25 protein-coding genes are annotated in these 22,876 nt (G+C 61.8%); 21 read left to right on the top strand and 4 right to left on the bottom strand.

The window, feature by feature from the left end:
- The first annotated feature begins 32 nt into the window (after positions 1-32).
- The 6 genes from DS839_RS09155 to DS839_RS09130 all read left to right on the top strand — a co-directional run bounded on the left by DS839_RS09155 (position 33) and on the right by DS839_RS09130 (position 6,028).
- The gene (locus DS839_RS09155; RefSeq protein WP_119270017.1) at positions 33-1,466 is read left to right on the top strand and encodes an ABC transporter substrate-binding protein; all 1,434 of its coding nucleotides are present in this window, start codon (positions 33-35) and stop codon (positions 1,464-1,466) included.
- Between the two features lie 77 nt (positions 1,467-1,543).
- Complete coding sequence (locus DS839_RS09150) at positions 1,544-2,605, top strand: carbohydrate ABC transporter permease (protein WP_119270016.1); 1,062 nt, start codon at positions 1,544-1,546, stop codon at positions 2,603-2,605.
- Between the two features lie 3 nt (positions 2,606-2,608).
- Positions 2,609-3,553, top strand: coding sequence for a carbohydrate ABC transporter permease (locus tag DS839_RS09145; protein WP_119270015.1), 945 nt, complete (start codon positions 2,609-2,611; stop codon positions 3,551-3,553).
- 4 nt (positions 3,554-3,557) lie between these two features.
- Entirely contained in the window at positions 3,558-4,646 is a 1,089-nt protein-coding gene (locus DS839_RS09140; protein ID WP_119270014.1) for an ABC transporter ATP-binding protein, read from the top strand.
- A complete protein-coding gene (locus DS839_RS09135) occupies positions 4,643-5,083 on the top strand; it encodes a hypothetical protein (RefSeq protein ID WP_119270013.1) in 441 nt (146 codons plus the stop codon). Before DS839_RS09140 ends, DS839_RS09135 begins: the two co-directional genes overlap by 4 nt.
- Entirely contained in the window at positions 5,084-6,028 is a 945-nt protein-coding gene (locus DS839_RS09130) for a carbohydrate kinase family protein (protein WP_119270012.1), read from the top strand.
- Positions 6,029-6,152: 124 nt separating this feature from the next.
- On the opposite strand, the gene DS839_RS09125 is transcribed toward DS839_RS09130, so the two are convergent.
- Positions 6,153-6,905, bottom strand: coding sequence for a DJ-1/PfpI family protein (locus DS839_RS09125; RefSeq protein WP_368911403.1), 753 nt, complete (start codon positions 6,903-6,905; stop codon positions 6,153-6,155).
- A 130-nt stretch (positions 6,906-7,035) separates the two neighbouring features.
- On the opposite strand from DS839_RS09125, the gene DS839_RS09120 reads away from it, so the two are divergent.
- From DS839_RS09120 to DS839_RS09100, 5 genes are all read left to right on the top strand, one after another.
- Positions 7,036-7,785 carry an SDR family NAD(P)-dependent oxidoreductase gene (locus DS839_RS09120; protein WP_119270011.1) on the top strand — a complete coding sequence of 250 codons (750 nt, stop codon included), beginning with the start codon at positions 7,036-7,038 and terminating at the stop codon, positions 7,783-7,785.
- A 28-nt stretch (positions 7,786-7,813) separates the two neighbouring features.
- Positions 7,814-8,701, top strand: coding sequence for an alpha/beta hydrolase (locus tag DS839_RS09115; protein WP_119270010.1), 888 nt, complete (start codon positions 7,814-7,816; stop codon positions 8,699-8,701).
- Between the two features lie 192 nt (positions 8,702-8,893).
- Complete coding sequence (locus DS839_RS09110; protein ID WP_119270009.1) at positions 8,894-9,688, top strand: transporter substrate-binding domain-containing protein; 795 nt, start codon at positions 8,894-8,896, stop codon at positions 9,686-9,688.
- 8 nt (positions 9,689-9,696) lie between these two features.
- Positions 9,697-10,365 (top strand): amino acid ABC transporter permease, encoded by a 669-nt coding sequence (locus DS839_RS09105; protein WP_119270008.1) that lies wholly within the window; start codon positions 9,697-9,699, stop codon positions 10,363-10,365.
- Positions 10,362-11,015 carry an amino acid ABC transporter permease gene (locus tag DS839_RS09100; RefSeq protein ID WP_119270007.1) on the top strand — a complete coding sequence of 218 codons (654 nt, stop codon included), beginning with the start codon at positions 10,362-10,364 and terminating at the stop codon, positions 11,013-11,015. The genes DS839_RS09105 and DS839_RS09100 overlap by 4 nt, the downstream gene beginning before the upstream one ends.
- 10 nt (positions 11,016-11,025) lie before the next feature.
- On the opposite strand, the gene DS839_RS36370 is transcribed toward DS839_RS09100, so the two are convergent.
- On the bottom strand, positions 11,026-11,175 hold the full coding sequence (locus DS839_RS36370; RefSeq protein ID WP_162918409.1) for a hypothetical protein: 150 nt from the start codon (positions 11,173-11,175) through the stop codon (positions 11,026-11,028).
- 291 nt (positions 11,176-11,466) lie between these two features.
- On the opposite strand from DS839_RS36370, the gene DS839_RS09095 reads away from it, so the two are divergent.
- From DS839_RS09095 to DS839_RS09055, 9 genes are all read left to right on the top strand, one after another.
- The gene (locus DS839_RS09095) at positions 11,467-12,369 is read left to right on the top strand and encodes a dihydrodipicolinate synthase family protein (RefSeq protein WP_119270006.1); all 903 of its coding nucleotides are present in this window, start codon (positions 11,467-11,469) and stop codon (positions 12,367-12,369) included.
- Entirely contained in the window at positions 12,366-13,025 is a 660-nt protein-coding gene (locus DS839_RS09090) for a GntR family transcriptional regulator (RefSeq protein ID WP_119270005.1), read from the top strand. Before DS839_RS09095 ends, DS839_RS09090 begins: the two co-directional genes overlap by 4 nt.
- Before the next feature lie 35 nt (positions 13,026-13,060).
- Positions 13,061-14,056, top strand: a complete 996-nt coding sequence (locus DS839_RS09085; protein WP_119270004.1) for a sialic acid TRAP transporter substrate-binding protein SiaP — start codon at positions 13,061-13,063, stop codon at positions 14,054-14,056.
- A gap of 210 nt (positions 14,057-14,266) precedes the next feature.
- Positions 14,267-14,764 (top strand): TRAP transporter small permease, encoded by a 498-nt coding sequence (locus tag DS839_RS09080; RefSeq protein WP_368911401.1) that lies wholly within the window; start codon positions 14,267-14,269, stop codon positions 14,762-14,764.
- On the top strand, positions 14,761-16,047 hold the full coding sequence (locus DS839_RS09075; RefSeq protein WP_119270003.1) for a TRAP transporter large permease: 1,287 nt from the start codon (positions 14,761-14,763) through the stop codon (positions 16,045-16,047). Before DS839_RS09080 ends, DS839_RS09075 begins: the two co-directional genes overlap by 4 nt.
- A 30-nt stretch (positions 16,048-16,077) precedes the next feature.
- Positions 16,078-17,412, top strand: coding sequence for an ABC transporter substrate-binding protein (locus tag DS839_RS09070; protein ID WP_119270002.1), 1,335 nt, complete (start codon positions 16,078-16,080; stop codon positions 17,410-17,412).
- Positions 17,412-18,344: a carbohydrate ABC transporter permease gene (locus tag DS839_RS09065; protein WP_119270001.1), complete on the top strand. Its 933-nt coding sequence runs from the start codon at positions 17,412-17,414 to the stop codon at positions 18,342-18,344. Before DS839_RS09070 ends, DS839_RS09065 begins: the two co-directional genes overlap by 1 nt.
- Complete coding sequence (locus DS839_RS09060) at positions 18,341-19,162, top strand: carbohydrate ABC transporter permease (protein WP_119270000.1); 822 nt, start codon at positions 18,341-18,343, stop codon at positions 19,160-19,162. The genes DS839_RS09065 and DS839_RS09060 overlap by 4 nt, the downstream gene beginning before the upstream one ends.
- A 111-nt stretch (positions 19,163-19,273) precedes the next feature.
- Positions 19,274-19,753, top strand: a complete 480-nt coding sequence (locus DS839_RS09055) for a tellurite resistance TerB family protein (RefSeq protein ID WP_119269999.1) — start codon at positions 19,274-19,276, stop codon at positions 19,751-19,753.
- A gap of 53 nt (positions 19,754-19,806) precedes the next feature.
- Here the strand turns inward: DS839_RS09055 and DS839_RS09050 are convergent, their stop codons facing one another.
- A complete protein-coding gene (locus DS839_RS09050; protein WP_119269998.1) occupies positions 19,807-20,751 on the bottom strand; it encodes an SGNH/GDSL hydrolase family protein in 945 nt (314 codons plus the stop codon).
- 214 nt (positions 20,752-20,965) lie between these two features.
- Entirely contained in the window at positions 20,966-22,342 is a 1,377-nt protein-coding gene (locus tag DS839_RS09045; protein ID WP_119269997.1) for an aminotransferase-like domain-containing protein, read from the bottom strand.
- 204 nt (positions 22,343-22,546) lie between these two features.
- Between DS839_RS09045 and DS839_RS09040 the strand changes: the two genes are divergently transcribed.
- Positions 22,547-22,876, top strand: a complete 330-nt coding sequence (locus DS839_RS09040) for a hypothetical protein (protein ID WP_119269996.1) — start codon at positions 22,547-22,549, stop codon at positions 22,874-22,876.

Below are 22,876 nucleotides of genomic sequence, written 5' to 3'. Positions count from 1 at the left end.
GTGCCTAGATCCACTAGGGAGGAGAACTGGACATGAGTTGGCAGTATAAGTTGACGTCCTTTGCCGGGGCCGCGCTTGCCGCGACCCTGATGAGCGGCACGTTCCTCGGGGCCGCCTCGGCCGAGGAAGTGGTGCTCAAGATGGCGGTGCCGGACTGGCCGCCGACCCGCATCATGAAGGACATGTTCGACAAGCAGTATAAAGCGCCGTCAGGCAACACGGTGAAGCTCGACATCGACTTCATCCCGTGGCCCGACTACTACACCCGCCTCAACGCCTCGCTCACCTCAGGCGAGCAGAAATACAACATGGCAGTGTCGGACTCGCAGTGGCTCGGCGCCTTCGTCGAAGGCGGCTATTACAAGAAGCTCAACGAGTTCATCGATGCCGATCCGGGCCTGAAGGCGGCGATGGACGACATGCATCCGGCCCCGCTCAATGCCTATTCGACTTATCCGCACAAGACGCCGAACTATTACGGCTTCCCGCAGTTCCCGGACGTGCTGGTGAGCTTCGCGCGCAAGGACATCCTGTGCAACGAGGAAGAGCAGAAGAACTTCCAGGCGAAGTTCAACAAGAAGCTGCCGTGCACGCCGGAAGAGCTCGACGACATGGACTGGGAGATGTTCGAGAATATCGGCCAGTTCTTCCAGCGCAAGAAGGGCGAGAACCTAGCCGGCAAGCCGGCGGATGACGATTTCTACGGCATCGCCTACCAGGCCGGCAAGGGCTACGACTTCTCCTCGATGCAGATCAACGGCTTCATCTGGCAGGAGGGTGGCAATGTCTGGGACGAAACCCAGGCGCCCAAGGGCCAAGCGGAAGGCGTGGTCAATTCGCCGGAAGCGGTCAAGGCGCTCGATCACTATCTGCGCCTCATCCAGTATATGCCGCCCGTCGCCAAGACCGGAACGATGGACATCTTCAAGTCCGACGAGTTGTTCCGCGAAGGCAAGGTCGCCATCAATATCGACTGGATCGGTCTCGGCGAAGCCTCGCTCGATCCCAAGACATCGAAAGTCTCCGACAAGATCGCTTTCGGCCTGATGCCGGGAACCCGCGGCGCCGACGGCAAGATCATCCGCTGGTCGAATATCGGCGGCCAGCCCTTCGTGCTGATGACCTGGAACACCGACACGCAGACCAAGGAAGCGCTCGACTTCGTGAAATGGTGGCTGTCGAAGCCGGTGCAGACGGAATATGCCTCGAAGGGCGGACAGTCGGCGATCAAGTCGGTCTATAGCGATCCGGCCTATGTGACCTTCCGGCCATGGAACCGCGCCTGGGCGGGGAGCCTCGACTGGCAGAAGGACGTGTGGCACGTGCCGCAGTTCTTCGAGCTGCTCACCCAGCAGCAGGACCAGTTCGATCTCGCCATCACCGGCAAGCAGGACGCCAAGACGACGCTCGACAACATAGCGAAGTTCCAGCAGAACCTGCTCTCGGAAGCGGGCCTGATCCAGTAACGAAACGCCTCAGGGGACGCGCGCAGGAAACTGCGGGCGTCCTCTTTGTCTCACGGATTCAGCAGGCATAATTTTAGATGACGACTGTTGCCATAGACCGGCCGCCGCCGCAGTTCACGACGATCGCTCCCGACAATTGGAAGCTCGCGATCGCGGTGGGCCTTGCCGTGTCCATCCTCGCCATACTGGCCCTGCCGGCCAATGCCGCCTTCTGGGTGACGGGCGCCATGGCGGCGATGGTCGCGGCCGCCTTCGTCGTCAATGCCTATCGCCGCCATTATTATGGTGGCCTCCTGGTTTCGCCGGCGATCGCGGTGCTGTTCGTCATGAACATCTTTCCGCTGCTGTGGTCGCTCGGCCTCTCCTTCTTCGCCTATCAGAGCAACCAGCAGACGATCCGCTTCGTGGGCCTCAGGAACTACGAGCAGCTCCTCACCAACGACCTCAAGGCGCCGGAACTGTGGGCCAATCTCACCAATACCGCGATGTTCGTGGTGCTCACCGTCTCGGCCCAGATGATCGTCGGCTTCCTGCTCGCCGTGCTCTTCGCCAAGCAGTTCCCGTTGCGCAAATACCTGCTCATCCTGGTGCTCACCCCGATGATGCTCTCGGTGGTCGCGGTCGGCGTGTTCTTCTCTTATTACTATGACCCGACCTTCGGCCTCCTCAGCCAGGCGATCAAGGCCTGGAACGGCGAGCAGTTCATCTTGATGTCGACCAAGGCAGGCGCCGTCGCCGGCATCGTCTTCGCCGATGCCTGGATGTGGTCGCCCTTCGTCATGCTGCTGGTGCTGGCCGGTCTCGTCTCGGTGCCCAAATATCTCTATGAGGCAGCGGCCATCGACCGGGTCTCGAGCTGGCGGCGCTTCTGGACGATCACCTTCCCCTATATACGCGGCCTCCTGATGCTGGCGCTGCTGTTCCGCACCATCGAGGCCTTCAAGCTCGCCGATCTCGTCATCCTGCTGACCAAGGGCGGCAATGACACGATGACGATTTCCTACCATGTCATCCGCATTGCCAATGAGCAGAACAAGACCAGCGAGGGTGCGGCACTTTCCTATCTGCTGCTCTTCGTGGTGATCGTGCTCACCAATCTCTATCTCTATATCGCCAACCGGCGCGCCCAGGGGAATTGAACGATGGCTGATGTGACTTCGATCTGGGAAAGGCTGGGCTTCCGCAAGGCATCGGGCGTGGGCGAGGCGGGCTGGGGCCACACGCTCCTCACCGCGATCATCAGCCTGATCTACTTCCTGCCCGTGCTCCTCATCATCATCACCTCCTTCAAGCTGCAGACGGAAGCGCTGGCGGTGCCGCCGCGGTTCTTCCCGACGAGCTTCTTCGGCCTCATCCCCGAGCAATATGTCTTCACGCCGACATTGGAGAATTTCACGTCGGTCTTTTCCCGCGCCTACACCACGGGCGGCGCCGTCGAGAGCACCGGCTTCGACCGGTTCTTCTTCAATTCGATCTTCATCGCCGGCACCTCGGTGCTGCTCGCCTTGGTGATCGGCACGCTCGCGGCCTATGGCTTCTCGCGCTATGCGCTGAAGGGCAACGACACCTATCTCTTCATCATCCTCACCACCCGCATGCTGCCGGCGATCGTGGTGATCATCCCGATCATCCTGATGTTCCGGGTCACCGGCCTTGCCGGCTCCTATATCGGCATCATCCTGCTCTATACGGCCTTCAACCTGCCGTTCACGATCTGGATGATGAAGAGCTTCTTCGATGAATTGTCGCCCGATGTCGAGGATGCGGCACGGATCGACGGGTCGAGCGAGGTCAAGGTGTTCTTCAAGATCTGCCTGCCGCAAGTGCTGGCGGGCCTCGCCGCGACCTTCGTCTTCGGCCTCATCCTCACCTGGAACGAGTTCCTGTTCGCGCTGCTCTTGACCGGCGTCGACACCCGCACCGTGCCGGTCGCCATGAACCAGGCGGTGGCGGGCGGCGGCATCGGCGTGCTGTGGGGGCTACTCGCGGCGATCGAAACGCTGTTCCTCATCCCCGTCTTCCTGGTGACCTTCTTCCTGCAGAACCACCTGCTGCGCGGCGTCACCTTCGGCACCGTGAAGAGATAGACGCATGTCGACCATCGAAGCCCGCAAGATCACCAAGCGGTTCGGCGATTTCACCGCCGTCAAGGATGCCGATCTCAGTGTCGCCGCCGGTGAGGTCGTTTGCCTCCTCGGCCCCTCGGGCTGCGGCAAGACGACGACCCTGCGCATGATCGCCGGTCTCGAAAGAGTGACCGCCGGCGACATCATCATCGCCGGCAAGCGCATGAACGAATTGCCGCCGGAAAAGCGCGACATCGCGATGGTTTTCCAGTTCTATGCGCTCTATCCGGCCCTCTCGGTCGGCGAGAACATCGCCATGCCGCTGCATTACGAGAAACTCGCCAAGCCCGATCGCGACCGGCGGGTCAAGAAGGTGGCGGAGATCCTGCATCTGACCGACGTTCTCGAGCGTATGCCGGGGCAGGTGTCGGAAGGCGAGAAGCAGCGCATCGCCGTGGCCCGCGCGATCGTGCGCGATCCGAACTGCTTCCTGTTCGACGAGCCCCTGTCGCGGCTCGATGTCGAATTGCGCCATTCGATGCGCGGCCAGATCAAGGAAGTGCTGTCGGGCCTCTCCAAGGCGACCGTCATCGTGACGCATGACCAACTCGAGGCCCTCACCATGGCCGATCGCATCGCCATCATGCGCGACGGGGTCATCGAGCAGATCGGCACGCCGCATCAGGTGTTCACCAAGCCCAACAATGTCTTCGTGGCGAGCTTCATCGGCACGCCGCAAATGAACCTGGTCAAGGGCAAGCTCGAAGGCGTCGCCGGCGCCAAGGCGACGATCCAGTTCGGCGGCGAGCGGGTCGAGCTCGAAGTCAATCCCGCGGTTTCCAAGCTCAAGCCGTCGCAAGTGACGCTGGGCATTAGGCCCCGGGCCTTCACGCCGGTGGGGCAGGGCGCCCGGGACACGATCATCGCCCATGCCGAGCTGATCGAGCCCATGGGGGCGGAGACGCTCGTCCATGCGCGCACGCCGGATGCCTCCGATATAAGGGTCGTGGTGCCGCGCGACGTCAAATTCAAGATCGGCGAGAAGCTCCATCTGCGCGCCGATCCGAGCCAGACGCATATTTTCGGCGAAGACGGAAAGGCGGTGAGGGGATGAGCGGGACGCCGGACAAGATCTTGAGCCCCGCGGGCGCCTTGCGGCTCGAAGCCTTCATCATCGGGCTCGGCATATTGGCGCTGATCCTGATCTTCCAGCCGCTGAGCCTAAAACTCTTCGCCATCGGATCGGGCCTCGTTGTCCTGGCCGGGCTCGTCAACAATCTGCTGCCGCTGGCGAAGCCCGGCACGAAGATCAAGACCATCATCACCGTGGCGCTGGTGGTGGCGATGATCTTCTGCATCGTCCTCCTCATCTCGATTGCGGCCGCGCATCTCTATGGCGTGTTCTTTCTGAAGCCGCCCGATCCCGCCACCACCGCCGGCAAGGTCCAGCTCGCGACGCCGCCTTTCTACTTGCAGCCGCTCGTCTGGGCCCTGGCGGTCGCCGCTTTGTGCTTCGCCGCAGGCGTCACCTGGCTCGGCCGCCGCAAATAGATGCGCTACGACGTCTCCGTCATCGGGCTCTATATCCTCGATATATTGGGCCGCCCGGTCAGCCGCATCCCCGAGCGCGGCAATGTCGATTTCATCGAGGAGATCAGGCTGACCGTCGCCGGCACCGCGGGCGGCACGGTCATCGATACGGCGAAGCTCGGCCTCAAGAGCCTGGCGGTGGGCGCCGTCGGCGACGACGAGAAGGCCGACTGGGTGCTGCTGACACTCGAGAAGCATGGCGCCGATGTCTCGGCCATGCAGCGGCTGCCCGGCATTCCCACATCCGCGACCATCCTCAATGTGAGGCCGAATGGCGAGCGGCCGGCGCTCCATGTGAGGGGCGCTTCCGATCATTTCGACGTCCCGGCGTCAGCCTATGACCAGGTGTTCGACGCGCCGATCATCCATCTGGGCGGCACCGGGCTCCTCAAGAAGCTCGACGGGCCGGCGAGCCTCACCTTGCTCAAGGAAGCGAAAAGGCGCGGGCGGACCGTCACCTTCGATCTCATCGCGGCGTCGCCTGAGACGCTCGCCATCGTCGGACCGCTCTTGCCTTACATCGATTATTTCATGCCTTCGATCGAAGAGGCGCACGACATGTCGGGCCAGTCTACGGCTGAAGACTGCGCCCGCTTCTATCTCGATCGTGGGGCTGAGGCTTGCGTCTTCACGCTGGGCGGCGACGGCGCTTTCTATGCGCATAAGGACGGAACACGTCTCAAATCACCCGCCTATGAGGTCAAGGTAGTGGATACGACCGGCTGCGGCGATGCCTTCGATGCGGGCTTCATCACCGCCCTTCATCACAAGATGGACCTCGAGACGGCCTTGCGGTTCGCCCAGGCCGCCGCCGGGCTGGTGGCCACGGGCCTCGGCTCCGATGCCGGCATCCACTCTTTTGCGCATACGCTCGACGTGATGAAGACGTGGAAGGTGAAGGGATAGGTAGCAAATCCCGTCACCCCGACGAAAGTCGGGGCCGACTAAATTCCATCCACGCGATCGGCGCCGCCCGCTTGCGCTTATTCAATGGGTCCCGGCTTTCGCCGGGATGACGTTCGTTCGGAAACTACTTCACCAGCTGCTTCACCAGCGCATCGACCATGCGCGGCAGGTCATAGGGGAAGCGTGCGGTGATGAGATTGCCGTCGACGACCACGGGCTCGTCGATCACCGTGGCGCCGGCATTCTCGAGATCAATGTGGATGTTCCACACCGCTGTCGCCTTCTTGCCCTTGAGGAGCTTGGCGCTGATCAGCACCCAGGGGCCGTGGCAGATGCCGCAGACGGGCTTCGCCGCCGCGTGCATGGCCTGGACGAAGGCGATGGCGTCCTTGTCGGCGCGCAGGAAGTCCGGATTCCAGCAGCCGCCCGGCAGGATGACGGCATCATAGTCAGACGCCTTGGCCTCGCTGACATAGCGGTCGATCTTGAGCCAGCCGCCATTCTCCATGAGGCGGATGGCGAGCACATGAGTCTCGGCAATGGGCGGCATCTTCACGCCATAGCTCGGCGGCAAGGGACCGGCCTTGGGCGCCACGATATGGACGGTTGCGCCATGCTCGGAGAGCCACCTGTGGGCGCCCAGGATCTCGACCTCTTCCACCCCATTGGTGCAGCAAATGGCGATCCGCTTGCCTTTGAGGAGTGTCGAATCGGAAGGCGGGTCGAACAGGAAGCGGTTGAGCTCGCGATTGAGCTCGCCATCGGCGGTGGCGAGCATCTGCGTGGAAAGCAAAGGCACGCCGGCCGGGGATTCGAACTGTTGGACGCGGATGACGTTGGCATCGGCGGCGGGTGCCGGGTGAACGGGCTTGTTCATGTGATCCTCCCAATTGTCATACTTATCGCCAGCTTCTCATATTCCGGAATGCCGGTCACGCGTTTAATCACTTGCACTGCCGGCGGCCACGTGAAATTGTCCCGGCCACTTGCATAAGACGAGGGGTAGCATGCAGTTTGCCGATAGATTCAAGGGGCGCGTCGCCGTCATCACCGGGGGTGCTTCCGGCATCGGGTTCGCCGTGGCCGAACGCATCCTCGGAGAAGGTGGTGCGGCCGCGATCTGGGACGTGGATGCGAAAGCGGGGTCGGATGCCGCAGCTAAGCTCGGCAGGAACGCCCTTGCCGTCGCAGTCGATGTCAGCGACGAGACCAGCGTGAACCAGGCCGTGGCCCAGACCGTGAAGGCCTTCGGGCATATCGACGTGCTGGTGACGAGTGCCGCCATCACCGGACCCAATGCGACGACCTGGGATTATCCGCCGGAGAAATGGCGCCAGGTGATCGATATCAATGTGAACGGCGTCTACTATTGCTGCCGGGCCATCGTGCCGTATATGCAAGCACAGAAGTATGGCCGCATCGTCAACATCGCCTCCATCGCCGGCAAGGAGGGCAATCCCAATGCGCCGGCCTATTCGACATCGAAGGCGGCAGTGATCGGCTTGACCAAATCGCTCGGCAAGGAACTGGCGAAGACGAGGATCACGGCCAATTGCGTGACGCCGGCGGCGGTCAAGACGCCGATCTTCGACCAGATGACCCAAGCCCATATCGACTTCATGCTGTCGAAGATCCCGATGGGGCGCTTCGGCCTCGTCGATGAGGTGGCAAGCCTTGTCACCTGGCTCGCCAGCGAAGAATGTTCCTTCTCGACGGGTGCCGTATTCGACGTCTCGGGGGGAAGGGCGACGTACTGAGTGCAACTGAGCAGGGAGCGGCAATCCTTTGGCACATCATGAGATCGACGCGATCCGCACGTTGCTGAGCTCGAAGCCGCGCCCGGTGGGCTGGGCCGAAAGACGGCAAAGGCTCGATGAAGTCGGCTCGGTCTGGCCGATCGCCGATGACGCAAAGCTCGAGGCCGTCGACCTCGGCGGGTTGGCCTGCGAGTTTTCGACGGCGCCCGGCAGCGATCCTTCCCGCGTCCTCCTGTTCTTCCATGGCGGCGGCTATTGCTCAGGCTCGATCTCGAGCCATCGCCGCCTGGTGACCGAAGCGGGTCGGGCCGCGCGGATGCGCACATTGGCGGTCGGCTATCGGCTGGCGCCGGACCATCCGTTTCCCGCCGCCCATGAGGACGCCATGACGGCCTGGCGGTATCTCATCGCGCAGGGCGTTGCGCCCGGACAAATCGTCGTCGGCGGCGACAGTGCCGGCGGCAATCTCACGATCGCGCTGATCAACCGTCTGCGCGCCGCCGGTGAGGCCCAGCCTTCATGCGCCTGGCTCATCTCGCCCTGGACGGATCTGACCATGTCCGGTCCCTCGCTTGCGCTCAAGGATGCGGTCGATCCGATCATCCATAAGGGTTACCTCGAAGAATTGGCGGCGGCCTATGTTCCGGCCGGGACCAGCCGCAGCGATCCCAAAATCTCGCCCTTGTTTTCGGAGCTGCGCGGTTTTCCACCGACGCTGATCCAGGTGGGTTCGGCGGAGACGCTGCTCGATGATGCGACACGCCTCACGGCGGCGCTGGCCCTTGCCGACGTTGCGGTCACTTTGGAAGTCTGGCCGCAGATGATCCATGCATGGCCGCTCTGGAATGCCAAGCTCGCGGACGGACGCAAAGCGCTGGCGCAAGCGGGCGAGTTCATGAACCGCTGGTTGCCGTAGAGCGCCGGACGTTCACAAGGAATCGTCCCGGCGCTCTATCTCTTTGTTTTTGCGCATCGGCTTGCCCGAAAACCGCACGCACTTTTCGGGCCGATGCTCGAGATACTTACATCCCACCCGAAATGGTGTAACGTCGAGTAAGCCGGTCGACGACTGGCGAACCAACAAATATACAAACAGGGGAGGGGATTTATGATCGCGTCACTGCACAGGCGTCTCATGCTGATGGCATGTGCAACGCTTGCGGTTCAGTTCATGAGCGCGGCTTTCGCCCAGGCTGACGAGCTCGACGACATCACCAAGGCCGGCGTCATCAAGGTCGGCATATTCGAGGACTTTCCACCTTTCTCCTCGGCGGGCCCCGATCTCAAACCACAGGGCTATGACATCGATGTGATCAATGCCTTGGCGAAGGCTCTCGGCGTGACGCCTGAGCTCACCGGCATCACCGGGCAGAACCGCATCCCCTCGCTCACCGAGCACAAGCTCAACCTTTTGGTCAGCGTGGGGGTGAGCGACGAGCGCAAGAAGGTGGTGGCCTTCACCGCACCCTATGCGCCCTATTCGATCGATGTCATCGGCCCCAAGGCGCTGGCGGTGAAGGGGCCGCCTGATCTCGTGGGCAAGTCCGTCGCCGTCAACCGCGGCACGCTCGAGGACACTTCGTTGACCGAAGTGGCGCCCCAAGGCACCGATATCCAGCGCTTCAGCGACTACAATGGCGTCATCTCGGCGTTTCTTTCGGGCCAGGTGCAGCTGATGGTGGTCGGCAACGATGTCGGCGCCGCGGTCCTGGCCAAGCGGCCGGACAGCCAACCGGAATCGAAATTCCAGCTGCTGAACTCGCCCTCGGCCATGGCCATCAACAAGGGCGAGGACCGCTTGCTGGCCAAAATCGACGAAGCGCTGGCGCAGATGAAGAAGGACGGGACGCTCGACGGCATTTCCAAGAAATGGCTGTTCATTCCGCTGCCGCCCGAGCTTTAAGCTAGCGCATGGGCTATCAGCTCGATTTCGGAGCGCTGGTCCAGTATCTCGGTCTATTCCTGGAAGGCACGACGGTCACGCTGGGCTTGACGGCTCTTGCATCGGTTGCCGGCATTGCCTTGGGCATCGTCGGCGCCGCCGCCGCGCGCAGCAAGAACGACTGGGTGCGGCGGCTGATTGCCGGTTATGTCGAGCTGATCCGCAACACGCCGTTCATCGTGCAGATGTTCTTCATCTTCTTCGGCCTGCCGAGTCTGGGCCTGAGGCTCAGCGCTCTCACGGCCGCGGCCCTGGCGATGATCATCAATCTCACTGCCTATGCGATCGAAATCATCAGAGCGGGATTGGACGCGGTACCGCCCGGCCAGGCCGAGGCTGGCCGGGCCATGGGCCTGCATGGGCTCGGCGTGTTCGGGCTCATCGTGCTGCCGCAGGCCTTGGCGACTGTCTATCCCGCTCTCGTCGCGCAAATCACCATCACCATGCTCGAATCGGCCGTGGTCTCGCAGATCGCCGTCGTCGATCTGACCCATGTGGCCGATCTCATCCAGTCGCGCAATTTCCGCAGCTTCGAGACCTATCTCGTCGTCACGGTCATCTATCTGATCCTCGCCTTGCTGCTGCGGCGATTGCTGGCGCTCGCCGGACGCAGCCTGTTTGCCGGGCGGACGCAATGAACGACTTCACGCTCTGGGACATAGCGCGCAATCTCCTGCTGGCCGGGCGCTGGACCCTGCTGCTTTCGGCGATTGCCTTTGCCGGGGGCGGGATCCTGGCGCTGGTCCTGCTCGTGCTTCGCTTCGGCTTCGGCAAATGGGTCCAAAGGACCATCGCTCTCTATGTCGAGCTGTTCCAGAGCACGCCGCTGCTGATGCAGCTTTTCCTGGTCTATTTCGGCCTGCCGCGGCTCGGCATCGATGTTTCGGCCTGGCTTGCCGCCGCGGTCTGCCTGACCTTCTATTCGAGCGCGTTCCTCACCGACATCTGGCGCGGCGCCGTCGAGTCCATACCGCGCGGCCAATGGGACGGCAGCTCCAGCCTCGGGCTGCATTACCTGGCGCAGTTGCGCCTCGTCATCCTGCCGCAAGCCCTGCGCATCGCCATACCGCCCACCGTGGGTTTCCTCGTCCAACTGGTCAAGAGCACGGCCCTTGCCTCGATTGTCGGCTACCATGAGTTGACAAGGACCGCCCAGATCGTGACCAATGCGACTTTCCAGCCCTTCCTGGTCTACGGGATGGTGGCGCTGATCTATTTCGCCATATGCTATCCCTTGACCGATCTGTCGCGCCGCCTGGAGCGCCGGCTAGCGGCGAACCCGCGATGACTCGCAAATACTAGATGGCCGCTCGCAATTTCGCGGCAGTTTTTCCGAAGCCGCGGTCATTGGGATGTATCTCGTCATGCCAATCGTCAGCGGGCACCACGTTGCGCAGATTGATATTGGTGGCGCCGTATATCGCATATTCCGGCGACACTGCTGCCATGACAAGCCTTGGTCGCCAGCACGGAAGCGAAACGAACATGTCGGCCTGATCGCTCTCGAGGACGGCGCTGACAGGCCCACCTGTCTGCTCGGCAGTGTGTGGGCAAAGGGGCTGCCTACGAAGAGGTCGCAGTTGAACAGAAGGGGTAAACTCGGCCTCGTGACGGAGCACACCACCGAACCGGGTCGCCCGAGGCGTCCAGTTGAAAACCTTCCAAATTTAGGTTTCGGTACTTGACCTTAGCTAGAAAACTGAGCAACATGTTAGTAAGTTATGACTATGCAGTTACACATGAAAAAGCAAGACATCTTCGGTCTTTCCACCGCCCTCATCACACCCTTCAACGCGGAAGGATCGGTCGACCTGGCGCGCCTCTTGCGCCATGCACACCACGTCCTCGCCAAGGGCTCAGACAGCATCACCCTCTTTGGCACGACCGGCGAAGGCTTCTCGATCGGCATCGATGAACGCGCCCGCATGTTGGGCGGGATGATCGGCAGCGGTGTGACGGGCGAGCAGCTTTATGCCGGCGTGTCGGCGACGACGCTGGTCGATGCCGTCGCTCAGGCGCGGCTGGCTTTGGATTTCGGCGCGCGCGGCCTCCTGCTGGCACCACCTTATTACTTCAAAGGGCCGGACGAGGACGGGCTTTTTGCCTGGTTCTCGCGCGTGATCGAGGGCATCGGCGGCGACGCCCGCGGCATCATCCTCTATCACATTCCAGGACAAACGGCCGTCCCGCTGTCGGTCGATCTCGTTGGCCGCCTGAAACGAGCCTTTCCCGGCGTGGTTGCCGGGATCAAGGATTCTTCCGGCGACAAGGCCACGACTGAGACCTTCCTCGCCGCGCATGGCGAATTGGCGATCCTCGTCGGTGAGGAGCGATATCTCGCCGAAGCGATGCGCAAGGGAGCGCAAGGATCGATCTGCGGCCTGGCGAATCTCGCGCCCTGGCTCCTGCGCGACGTGATCCATGACCGCAATGACAACCCCCTGATCGTGCCGGTCGTCAATCTGATAACCTCCTATCCGGTTTTGCCGGCGGTGAAAGCGCTCGTCGCGCATATGCATGGCGATGACGCCTATGCCCGGATGCGGGCGCCGCTGGTCGATCTTTCGGCTCCTGAGCGAAGCACGCTCACGCGCTCCTATGAGGCGCTCCTTGCCCCGGATCAGGATCGAAGACGCGCATGAGCGAGGGCCATGAAGCATTGAAACTGCGCGAGCAGGCCTATGTCGGCTATACGCGGAGCCTGCTCGCCAACAAGATCAAGCCGGGACAGTTCATCACCCAGCGCCAACTCGTCGCCATCACCGGGTTGCCGCTCGGAGCCATTCGCGAATTGGTGCCGCGGCTCGAAGCGGAAGGGCTGATCCGCACCGCGCCGCATCGCGGCATGCAAGTGCCGCAGGTCGACATCCAGTTGGTCCGCAACGCCTTCCAGTTCAGATTGTTTCTTGAAGAATCAGCGGTGCGCATTTTCGCCCGCAGCGCTTCATCCGATCTCATCGCCGACATAAGGCTGAAGCACGAGGCGATCCTTGCCCGTCACAATGCGGGTGAAGACCAGGGCCTGATGGAGGAGGCGGAAGCGACCGACCTCATGCTGCACGAGGCGGTGATCGATCATCTCAACAATGAGATCATCTCCAATGCCTATCGGGTCAACTGGATCAAGATCAAGCTGATCCGGCTGGCGGAGACGCGCCTCTATGTGAGGATGATTCCACAGGTGATCGGCGAGCATATGAAGATCATCGACGCGATCGAACGCCATGACGAAGACGCAGCAGCGCACGCCATGGCGGAGCATATCGGCATCGCACGCCAGCGCGCCCTGAGTATTTGAAAAAAAGCGTGAAGTCTAATGGGAGGAGTCTCAACATGTACAAGCCGACAAGACGTGGATTGATGGCAGGTGCGGCCGTGTCAGCGGCGGCCTCGGTATTTGCGCCAACCCTATTGCGGGCGCAGCAGACGGTCATCCGCTGGGGGGACATGCTGGCCACCACGCATCCGCAGGTGCAGATGATCGACAAGATCGCCGCCATTGCCAAGGAAAAATCGTCCGGACGCATCGACATCCAATCCTTCCCCAATGGTCAGCTCGGCTCCGGCAAGGACATGATGGATGCGGTCGTCTCGGGCGCGCTGGCCTTCACGACGGACGGTGCCGCTGCCTTGGGCGCGCTGTTGCCCCAGCTCTCGGTCATCGAGGCGCCCTATCTGTGGAAAGATGCGGCGCAAATGGCCAAGGTCGGCGCATCGCCGCAATTCGCCGGCATGAATGACGACCTCGTCAAGAAGCGCGGCTTGCGGATGCTCGCCGTCACTTATTACGGCAAGCGGCATCTCACCACCGGCAAGAAGGACGTGAAGACGGCAGCCGACATGGCAGGCTTCAAGCTACGCGTGCCGCCGGTCGACACCTTCCGGGCCATGGCCGAAGCCTGGGGCGCCAAGGCGACGCCCATCAACTTCAACGAGCTCTATCTGGCGCTGAGCCAGGGCGCCGTCGACGGCCAGGAGAACCCGCTGCCGACCATCGCCACGGCCAAGCTCAACGAGGTGCAGAAATATCTGGTGCTGACCGGCCATATCATCACGCCGCGCCTCATCATTGCGAATGAAGCGGCGCTCACGGCGCTCGATCCGGCCGACCGCGCCATACTCGATGAGGCCATTGCCGAGGGCGTCAAATGGCAGGACGCGGAGCTCGCGAGCCAGGAAGGCACGCTCCTCGGCAAGCTCAAGGATGCCGGCATGACGGTGATCGAGCCGGATGTGGAAAGCTTCCGCAAGCCGGTACTCGAGCAGCTGCCGCCGAAATTCGAGGAGAAGTGGGGCAAGGGCACCTGGGACTCCCTCGCGGCCCTCTGATCGATCTTAACGAGAGGGCCGTCCCCATATTTCCCCTCTCCCGTTGCGAAGCAATGGGAGAGGGTGCCCGAAGGGCGGGTGAGGGCTCTTTGTCTCAGCTAGGAATACTCGTCGCGATCAGAGCACATTGCGCGAAAGAGCCCTCATCCGGCCTTCGGCCACCTTCTCCCACGCGTGCCGCGCGGGAGAAGGGGAATCTTGGAGAGAAAGGTGCTGAACACTTTGTCGAAATGGTCGGATCGTGTGATAGAAGCTGCAGCAGTGCTGCTGCTGCTGGCCATGCTCGCCGCGGTCTTTCTGGGGGTGGTCTTTCGTCTGGTCGGCGAGCCGCTCGCTTGGTCGGATGAGGCTGCCCAGTATCTACTGGTCTGGACGGCCTTCGTCGGCTGGATCATCGCCAGCCGCAGCCGCGCGCATATCCGCATCGGATTGATCATCGACCGTCTCAAGGGGCGCGCGCGGCAAGCGGCCGAGATCGCGGCCCAGGTGCTGGTGGCGCTGTTGGGCATGATCCTGCTCGTCAAGAGTTTTGGGCTCATCCAACGCAATATCGATGTCGAATGGGTGAGCCTGCCTCTGTCGGTCTCGCTCGTCTACATTCCCATGCCGATTGCGGGTCTTGCCGTCATCCTCCAGGCTCTCGTGCAGATCATCGAGGTGATCAAAGGCAAGCACAGATTCGTCGTCGCGACGGAGGTGCCGCTATGACGGAGCTCATGCTGACAATCCTCGTGGTGTGGCTCGCGGCACTGATGCTAGGCCTGCCGATGTTCGCCTCGATGGGGCTCGCGGCCTTCGCCTTCGTGGCACTCGCCGGCATGCCGGTCGACATCGTGCCCCAGAAGATCGCGCAATCGGTCAATTCCTTCCCGCTGCTGGCGGCACCGCTTTTCGTACTCATGGGCAATATCATGAATTCGGCCGGCATCACCGACCGGATCTTTGCTTTCGCCACGGCTTGCGTCGGCTGGGTGCGCGGCGGCCTGTGCCACGCCAATATCCTGGCGAGCGTCATTTTCGCCGGCATGTCGGGATCGGCGGTAGCGGATGCGGGAGGGGTGGGCTCGCTCGAGATCCGCGCGATGAAAAACGAGGGCTACGACGCCGAGACGGCGGCCGCCATTACCGCGGCTTCGGCGACGATCGGCCCGATCATTCCGCCGTCGCTGCCTATGGTCATCTATGGGGTCAGCGCCGATGTCTCCATTGGTGGCCTGTTCCTGGCCGGGGTCCTTCCGGGCCTGCTAATGGCCCTCACCCTGGCAGCAATGGTGAGTGTCGTGGCCATCAGGCGCGATATGCCCAAGCATGCCTTTCCCGGTTTCCGTGACTTCTGGATCGCTTACCGCCGTGCCCATTGGGCCCTGATGACGCCGGTCATCCTGTTCGGCGGCATGATGGCCGGCATCATGACGCCGACGGAAGCCGCCGCTGTCGCCACCGTCTACGCGCTCATCCTCGGTCTTTTCGTCTATCGCGAGTTCGACATCCGTGAATTGCCGAAGCTCGTCGTCGACACGGTCGAGACGACGGGGACGGTGCTGGCGCTGGTGATGACCGCGGCGGCCATGGCCTGGTGCCTGTCGATCGCCCGCATTCCGCAGCTGGTCACGCCATTGTTCGCGGACAATCTCGGCAATCCGCTGCTCTTCCTGCTGATCGTCAACCTGCTGCTGCTGTTCATTGGCTGCTTCATGGAAGCGCTGGCGGCGATGCTGATCCTCATTCCGATCCTGACGCCGGTCGCGGCGACGCTTGGCATCGATCCCATACAGTTCGGGCTGATTTTCGTCCTCAACCTGATGATCGGCACCATCACGCCGCCGGTCGGGGTCGTGCTCTTCATCACTTCGAAGATCGCCGGGATAAGCTTCGAGGCCATGTCGCGGGCGATCGTGCCCTGGCTCATCCCGCTGCTGGTCGTCCTTGCCGCGATTTCGCTCTGGCCGCCGCTGACGACGGCGCTTCCGAACTATTTCCTGGGGCAGTAACATCAATTGCGAAGATAGATGGAGGAAAAAATGACAATCAAAACATTCAGGCCGACACGGCGCGACTTTCTTGGCGGAGCAGCGGGCCTCGGCGCGGCCGGCGTCATCGGGGTTCGCCCGGTCTTTTCTGCGGAAGTCGACTGGAAGAGGTTCTCCGGCCAGACGCTCGAGGTCAATCTGGTCAAAAGTCCGCGCAGCGACACGCTGCTCAAATATCTGCCCGAGTTCGAGGAATTGACCGGCATCAAGGTCAATGCCGAGGCTACGCCCGAGCAACAGCAGCGGCAGAAGACGGTCATCGAGCTCTCCTCCGGGAAGCCCAGCTTCGACGTCGTCCATCTTTCCTACCACGTGCAGAAAAGGCAGTTCGAGAAGGGCGGGTGGCTCGCCGATATCGGTGGCTTCCTGAAGGATCCCTCGCTCACCGACGCGGCCACGACGGAGGGCGACTTTGCCGATGCCGGCCTCGCCTTCGCCAAGAACGCCGATGGGACACTGCATTCGCTGCCGTTCTCGGTCGACTACTGGATCATCTACTGGAACAAGGACCTCTTCCAGGCCAAGGGTCTCGCATATCCGGCAACTTTCGAAGACATGGCCAAGGCCGCCGAAGCCTTGACCGACAAGGATGCCGGCACCTTCGGATTTGTCGCGCGCGGCCTCAAGAATGCCAATGTGCCGGTGTGGACATCGCTTCTCCTGGGCTTCGACAAATATGCGGTCGACAAGGGTGAGTTGCAGACGACAACGCCCGAGGCAATCGAGGCGGCAGCACTCTACAAGCGGTTGATGACCACTTCGGCACCGCCCGGCGTCGCCGGCTTCAACTGGGCCGAATCGCAGTCGGCGTTTCTGCAGGGCAAGATCGGCATGTGGTTCGACGGTGTCGGCTTTGCGCCGCCGCTCGAGAATCCGGACAAGTCGCGTGTGGTCGGCAAGGTCGGCTATGGCGTCATGCCCAAGGGTCCGAAGGCCCATGCTTCCGGCACGTTTGGCGACGGCATCGCCGTCACTGCCGCCAGCGAGAAGAAGGAGGCCGCCTATCTGTTCTGCCAGTGGGCCGTCTCGCCGCTCATGGGCGCGAGGCTCCTGCAGGCGGGCGCCGGCGTTCCCTTCCGCAAGTCGGTCCTCGGCGATCAGAAGGTTCGCTCCGGCGTCACCATGCCGGGCGAGTGGGTCGATGCGGTCGCGGGCTCGGGTGACATCAGCCGCCTGGCCTTGCCGGTCATCGTGCCGGTCACCGAGTTCCGCGACACCTTCGGCGTGGCGCTGACCAACCTCATCGCCGGCGGAGACCCGGCGGAGGAGCTGAAGAAGGCGACCGAAGCGTTCAAGCCGGTGCTCGAGAAGAGCGAAAAGACCTGATGGCGGGGGCCATCCGGACGGCGGATATCGCCGCCTACGAGCAGGGGCGCCGGCCGACAAGGCTGGCTCCCAATTACTGGCCCTTCGTGATGCCGGCCTTGATCGTGGTGCTGGCGGTCATCGTCTTTCCGTGGGCCTTCACCATCTGGATGAGCGGCAATGAATGGACGCTCGGCCAGCCCAGAAGCTTCGTCGGGACGATCAACTATCTGCGCCTCTGGGGTGATGCGAGGTTCTGGGAGTCGCTTGGCCATACGCTATGGTACACGCTGCTCTCGGTGGTCATGCCCTTGCTTCTCGGCACGCTGGCCGCGCTCATCTTCGATGCGAAGTTTCCCTGGCGCGGCTTCCTGCGCGGCATCTTCGTCATGCCGATGATGGCAACGCCCGTCGCCATCGCGCTGGTCTGGACGATGATGTTCCATCCCCAGCTCGGCGTTCTCAACTACCTGCTGTCGCTCGTTGGCATCCCGGCGCAGGAGTGGATCTTCAATCCCGCGACCGTCATCCCCTCGCTCGTTGCGGTGGAGACATGGCAATGGACGCCGCTGGTCATGCTGATCGTGCTGGGTGGCCTTGCCTCTCTGCCGCGCGAGCCCTACGAGAGCGCCGAAATCGACGGCGCGAATGCCTGGCAGAAATTCTATCACCTGACACTGCCGATGATCGCGCCTTTCATCATGGTCGCGGCGATCATCCGCACCATCGATGCCCTGAAGAGCTTCGACATCATCTATGCGATGACCCAAGGCGGCCCCGGAACGGCGTCCGAGACGATCAACATCTACCTCTACAACACCGCCTTTGCCTACTACGACATCGGCTACTCATCGGCGATGGCGATCATCTTCTTCGTCATCATCGTGGCGCTTTCCTTGATCCTCCTGATGCTGCGCCAGCGCCTGCAATGGTCGGAGGCCGAAGGGAGATGACCAACCGCGTGTTCAACCGCATCGGACTGCTTTTCCTGGCGCTCGTCGTCGTGTCGCCGGCCGTCCTGTTCTTCCTCTGGATGCTCTCGCTGTCGCTGAAATTCGAGATCGACAATGGAGCTTATCCACCGATCCTGATCCCTGAACGTTTCGCCTGGTCGAATTATGCGCAAGTGTTCCGCGAGAACAATTTCCTCCTCTATCTGTGGAATTCCATCATCGTCACAGGGGCCGCGACCGCTCTGGCTCTGCTGATCGGCGTGCCTGCGGGCTATGGGATCGCCCGGCTGAAAGCCCAAAAGGCCGCGATCGTCGTGATGATCGCCCGCATGACGCCGGGCCTGTCCTACCTCATACCGCTCTATCTGTTGTTCCAGTGGATAGGGCTCGTCGGCACGATCTGGCCGCAGATCATCATCCATCTGGTGGTGACCGTCCCCATCGTCGTCTGGGTCATGATCGGCTATTTCGAGACGACGCCGATGGAACTGGAGGAAGCCGCAAGCATCGATGGCGCCAATAGCTGGCAGGTGTTCCGCCTGGTTGCGCTGCCAATCGCGAAGCCCGGGATCGTGGTGGCGCTGATCTTGGCCATCATCTTCTCCTGGAACAATTTCGTCTTCGGAGTGGTGCTCGCCAATCGCGAAACGCGGACCTTGCCAGTCGCGGTCTACAACATGCTCTCCTATGAGCAGGTGAGCTGGGGGCCGCTGGCTGCCGCCGCCCTGGTCGTGACGCTGCCGGTCCTGGTATTGACCATGTTCGCGCAGCGGCAGATCGTCGCCGGACTGACGGCTGGCGCCGTGAAGGGCGGGTGACATTACCCGGCCTTTCCCATAAAAAATCCGTAATGAAGCTTGCGCGGACCTCCCGCCGTCCCAATTTTCTCCACATCAGGGATTACCGTCCGGCATGTCATTGGAGACCATATGATTGATCGACTGCTTGATTTTCTCAGCGGCCGCGAAGCGCCTGCGGTGGCCCGGGGCACCGACGACATCGAACACGCGGTGGCGGCCCTTCTGATCGAAGCGGCACGCATGGATGAGAATTTCGGTGCCGCCGAGCGGGCGACCATCGAGCGCCTGCTGGCCAACAAGTTCAATCTGGCACCTCAGGCGGTCAATTCGCTGGTCGAGGCAGCGGAGCGGGCGGTCGAACAATCGACCCAGTATTATTCCTTCACCAGGCAGATCAATGACCGCCTGAGCGGCGACGAGCGCGTCGACATCATCGAGATGATGTGGAAGGTCGCTTATTCGGACGGAGTCATCGATCCCCATGAGGACATGCTGCTGCGCCGGATCGCGGGACTTATCCATGTCTCCGACCGCGACCGCGGACTGGCGCGGAAGCGCGCGCTGGGAGATATCGCCACGGACATCAAGCCTTCCGGAGAGACAAACTAGCGCGGTTACGGCAACTCAAGGTATCCGGCGGCCTTGGCGACGATCACCGTTGATCAGAGATTGTTGATGGCTGTCCGTATCTTCGCGGCGACTTTTGCGAAGCCGTTATCGTTCGGATGTATTTCATCATCCCATTCATTGGCCGGCACCACGTCTCTCAGATTGACGTAGGTGGCGTGGGAGAAGTTCGCTAGAGTGTTTTGCAGCGTGGTGTTGTACATATCCATCAGGATCTTGACCACGGCGCGCTGCAACTGGCCGGCGGGAATTCTGCGCCGCTGCATGGGTTGACCGATCCATAAGTCGTTCATCGGTCGCGGATAGTCATAGCCATGTGCGATGAGGCGCATCCTCGGGAAGTCCCGTTCGAGCTCAGACAGAACCGCAGAGAACAGGTTCATGATCGGCGGCAAAACCTTCGAAACCTCGGTTTTGTTGATCAAGTCCTCGGCCGTCATTCCCCGCCTGTAGTCATTCAGCAGGAAGTATAATTTGCCTCCGCCCAGAAGATCATTGCCGCCGGCACTGAGCAGCATGATCGTGGGGCGCGGAATGCTCCAGAAGATGTGGTTCCAATATTCGCCCCGGGTCTTGCGATCCTTCCACATGGTGCTCAGCGTGTCCCCGGCGCAGTCGGTGCTCCACACGGCCAGCGGATTCCTGCCCCGCAGCAGATGGTCGATGACATCGAGGAGGAGCGGGTGAAGGAACCACGAGTCGCCCTCACTGACGAGGCGCGGTCCATGATATCCGGAATTCCCTATGATCCGCCGAAAGCGGGTATGGCGACCATTTTTCTGGCTGTCGCAGATCCAGTCATATTTCGACATCGCTTCGATATCGGCCGCCGTCGATATCTCGACCATATCCTGCCTGACCTTCGCACGCTGCGTCGGCCAGGCGACCGTCATATCCTTCTTGTCATAGTAAAGGTATTTGTCGGCCGATCGGCCGGCCTCCTTGAGGCGCAGCCGGTTCAGCTTGATTTTCTTGGCCATTGCAACACCCTTGAGAATCAGTTGTCGAACGAAGCCGGCGCAAAAATCACAAGGAGCGGTCTGAGGCGAGCCTGCCGCCGATCAGGAGCGTCTTGCCGCAGACGAGATCGGAAGCGGCAGAGGCGAGATAGACTAGCCGGCATGACCGCCAATGGCAACGATGCCAGCCAGCTCCCGCGGCTTGCCAAAGCGGCCCGGCGGCGCGGTCTAAGCTCTATACGATCTGATCCATTGCAGGTGGCGAAGTCACCGCGGCAGCGAGAAGCTCCAGAGCCTGGGCGAGTTCGGCGCGGTTGCGCGCAGCACCCAGCGAGACGCGCACCGCCTGCGGGGCAGGTTGCTCCACCGCGAAGGCATCACTCGCGACGACGGCCAGGCCGGCCCGGAGAATGTGGGAGGCGAAGCTCGACGCATTCCAGTGGCGCGGCAATGACAGCCATAGATGATGCGCGCTTGGCCGGCTCGCGAACGATATCCCCTTAAGTATCTTCCTGGCGAGGTTCTGGCGACCGGCAGCTTCATTGCGGATCGCGGAGACAATTTCTTCGGCAATGCCCGTCTTCAACCAGTGTGCGACGAGCGCCACCATCAATCGCGGCGGCATTTGCGCCGTTGCCTGAAGGCTGCTCCGCATGGTCTGCTCGCCGGTCGCGTCGGGCGCCAGCAGAAACGATACGCGAAGCGCGGGTGCGATGCACTTCGACAGGCCAACGGCGAGATAGGTCCGCTCGGGAATCAGAGTAGCGATTGGCGCTACCGATGGCTCGAGGAGGCCATAGGCATCGTCCTCGATGAGGAACGTCCCGCTCCTGGATATGACATCAGCCACGGCGTGCCGGCGCTCGGCACCGAGCGTCGCCGTCGTCGGGTTATGCTGGGTCGGCGTGAGATAGACCGCCTTGGGCCGGTGTTGGCGGCAGGCGCTCATCAGCGCATCGGGCAGGACGCCTTCCTTATCCATCGCGACACCGATGAGACGGACCCCCAGTTTCGCGGCCGCCGCCTTGATCCCGGGATAGGTCAGCGCCTCGGTCAGGATGATGTCGCCGGGGGAGGTGAGCGACAGCAGCGCGTTGAACAGGATGGCCTGGTTTCCCGGATAGATGACGACACGCGCTGGGTTCGCCTCCGGTATGCGTCGGCGCAGCCAGCTGGCCGCGATGTCGCGTTCCTCATCGCTGCCGCCGGGTCGCTGATAGTTCAGGAAGGCCGAAAGGCTGGCTTTGCTCTGAAGCGACGCAAAACCCTTGGCAATGCGCATATCGAGATTGGCCTCGACCGGCTGCGGCGGCACATTCATCGAAAGATCGATCTTGACCGGAAACGGGATGTTCGCCGCCGCGCGCGCGGTGGTCTCCGACACAAAGGTGCCTTGCCCCACGCGCGCTTCGATCAAGCCGCGTCGCCGCGCTTCGCCATAGGCGCGCGTGACCGTCGTCAGATCAATGTCGAGCGCCTCAGCCAATGCGCGATGTGTCGGCAACTGCTGGCCGCGCACCAGCCGCCCGCTGGCGATGTCGGAGGTGAGGGCCTCCACGACGCGCAGATAGACCGGCCCTGACCATTCCGATATTGTAGGGATCCAATCCATGCAATTTCTAGAACTCTCCAGTAGCAGAGTATTCTATGGAACTCTCGGCACGGTCAATAGCATGCGAATTCTCAGGATTCCCGCGTCTCTGCCGCGCCTCATATTGCATGGAGATGATCCATACAATTTATCAGGTTACCTTTGATCACGAGCCAAAGGGCACCAATATTGTATGGATATTTCTTACCGATAAAGGAGCCTCCCATGACGCTCAATCATGGTCCGGTCTCGCCCTACAAACCGAGCCGGGATTTTCTGACGCAGCGGTCGATCCCTTCCACCGTGGTCGCGACTTTGCTCCTGTCCGTGCTGGTGCTTCTTGCGACGTACATCCTCGGAGGTTTCGACGGCCTCACTGGTAACGGCGCGGCAGCGTTGATCTTCGGCGTCATCGCCTCCTTCGCCCTCGGAATTGGTCTCATGGTCGCTGTTTTCTACAGCAGCCGGAAGTATGACGATGCAGCCCACTATGCCGCGATGGATCATTTCACGAAGGAGTCTCGCTCGTCCGATGAGCCGAACGGCCGTGAGTGA

It is taken from the genome of Taklimakanibacter deserti (assembly GCA_003574785.1).
This window is presented reverse-complemented; position numbering and strand designations above follow the sequence as displayed.

Bases quoted from the DNA above. Each gene is read 5' to 3' on its own strand.
- DS839_RS09065 (WP_119270001.1), top strand. From the start codon at position 17,412: ATGGCGGGGGCCATCCGGACGGCGGATATCGCCGCCTACGAGCAGGGG.
- DS839_RS09045 (WP_119269997.1), bottom strand. From the start codon at position 22,342: ATGGATTGGATCCCTACAATATCGGAATGGTCAGGGCCGGTCTATCTG.
- DS839_RS09050 (WP_119269998.1), bottom strand. From the start codon at position 20,751: ATGGCCAAGAAAATCAAGCTGAACCGGCTGCGCCTCAAGGAGGCCGGC.
- DS839_RS09155 (WP_119270017.1), top strand. From the start codon at position 33: ATGAGTTGGCAGTATAAGTTGACGTCCTTTGCCGGGGCCGCGCTTGCC.
- DS839_RS09055 (WP_119269999.1), top strand. From the start codon at position 19,274: ATGATTGATCGACTGCTTGATTTTCTCAGCGGCCGCGAAGCGCCTGCG.
- DS839_RS09095 (WP_119270006.1), top strand. From the start codon at position 11,467: ATGAAAAAGCAAGACATCTTCGGTCTTTCCACCGCCCTCATCACACCC.
- DS839_RS09120 (WP_119270011.1), top strand. From the start codon at position 7,036: ATGCAGTTTGCCGATAGATTCAAGGGGCGCGTCGCCGTCATCACCGGG.
- DS839_RS09060 (WP_119270000.1), top strand. From the start codon at position 18,341: ATGACCAACCGCGTGTTCAACCGCATCGGACTGCTTTTCCTGGCGCTC.
- DS839_RS09075 (WP_119270003.1), top strand. From the start codon at position 14,761: ATGACGGAGCTCATGCTGACAATCCTCGTGGTGTGGCTCGCGGCACTG.
- DS839_RS09100 (WP_119270007.1), top strand. From the start codon at position 10,362: ATGAACGACTTCACGCTCTGGGACATAGCGCGCAATCTCCTGCTGGCC.
- DS839_RS09085 (WP_119270004.1), top strand. From the start codon at position 13,061: ATGTACAAGCCGACAAGACGTGGATTGATGGCAGGTGCGGCCGTGTCA.
- DS839_RS09110 (WP_119270009.1), top strand. From the start codon at position 8,894: ATGATCGCGTCACTGCACAGGCGTCTCATGCTGATGGCATGTGCAACG.
- DS839_RS09145 (WP_119270015.1), top strand. From the start codon at position 2,609: ATGGCTGATGTGACTTCGATCTGGGAAAGGCTGGGCTTCCGCAAGGCA.
- DS839_RS09150 (WP_119270016.1), top strand. From the start codon at position 1,544: ATGACGACTGTTGCCATAGACCGGCCGCCGCCGCAGTTCACGACGATC.
- DS839_RS09140 (WP_119270014.1), top strand. From the start codon at position 3,558: ATGTCGACCATCGAAGCCCGCAAGATCACCAAGCGGTTCGGCGATTTC.
- DS839_RS09070 (WP_119270002.1), top strand. From the start codon at position 16,078: ATGACAATCAAAACATTCAGGCCGACACGGCGCGACTTTCTTGGCGGA.
- DS839_RS09105 (WP_119270008.1), top strand. From the start codon at position 9,697: ATGGGCTATCAGCTCGATTTCGGAGCGCTGGTCCAGTATCTCGGTCTA.
- DS839_RS09090 (WP_119270005.1), top strand. From the start codon at position 12,366: ATGAGCGAGGGCCATGAAGCATTGAAACTGCGCGAGCAGGCCTATGTC.
- DS839_RS09040 (WP_119269996.1), top strand. From the start codon at position 22,547: ATGACGCTCAATCATGGTCCGGTCTCGCCCTACAAACCGAGCCGGGAT.
- DS839_RS09130 (WP_119270012.1), top strand. From the start codon at position 5,084: ATGCGCTACGACGTCTCCGTCATCGGGCTCTATATCCTCGATATATTG.
- DS839_RS36370 (WP_162918409.1), bottom strand. From the start codon at position 11,175: ATGGCAGCAGTGTCGCCGGAATATGCGATATACGGCGCCACCAATATC.
- DS839_RS09135 (WP_119270013.1), top strand. From the start codon at position 4,643: ATGAGCGGGACGCCGGACAAGATCTTGAGCCCCGCGGGCGCCTTGCGG.
- DS839_RS09125 (WP_368911403.1), bottom strand. From the start codon at position 6,905: ATGAACAAGCCCGTTCACCCGGCACCCGCCGCCGATGCCAACGTCATC.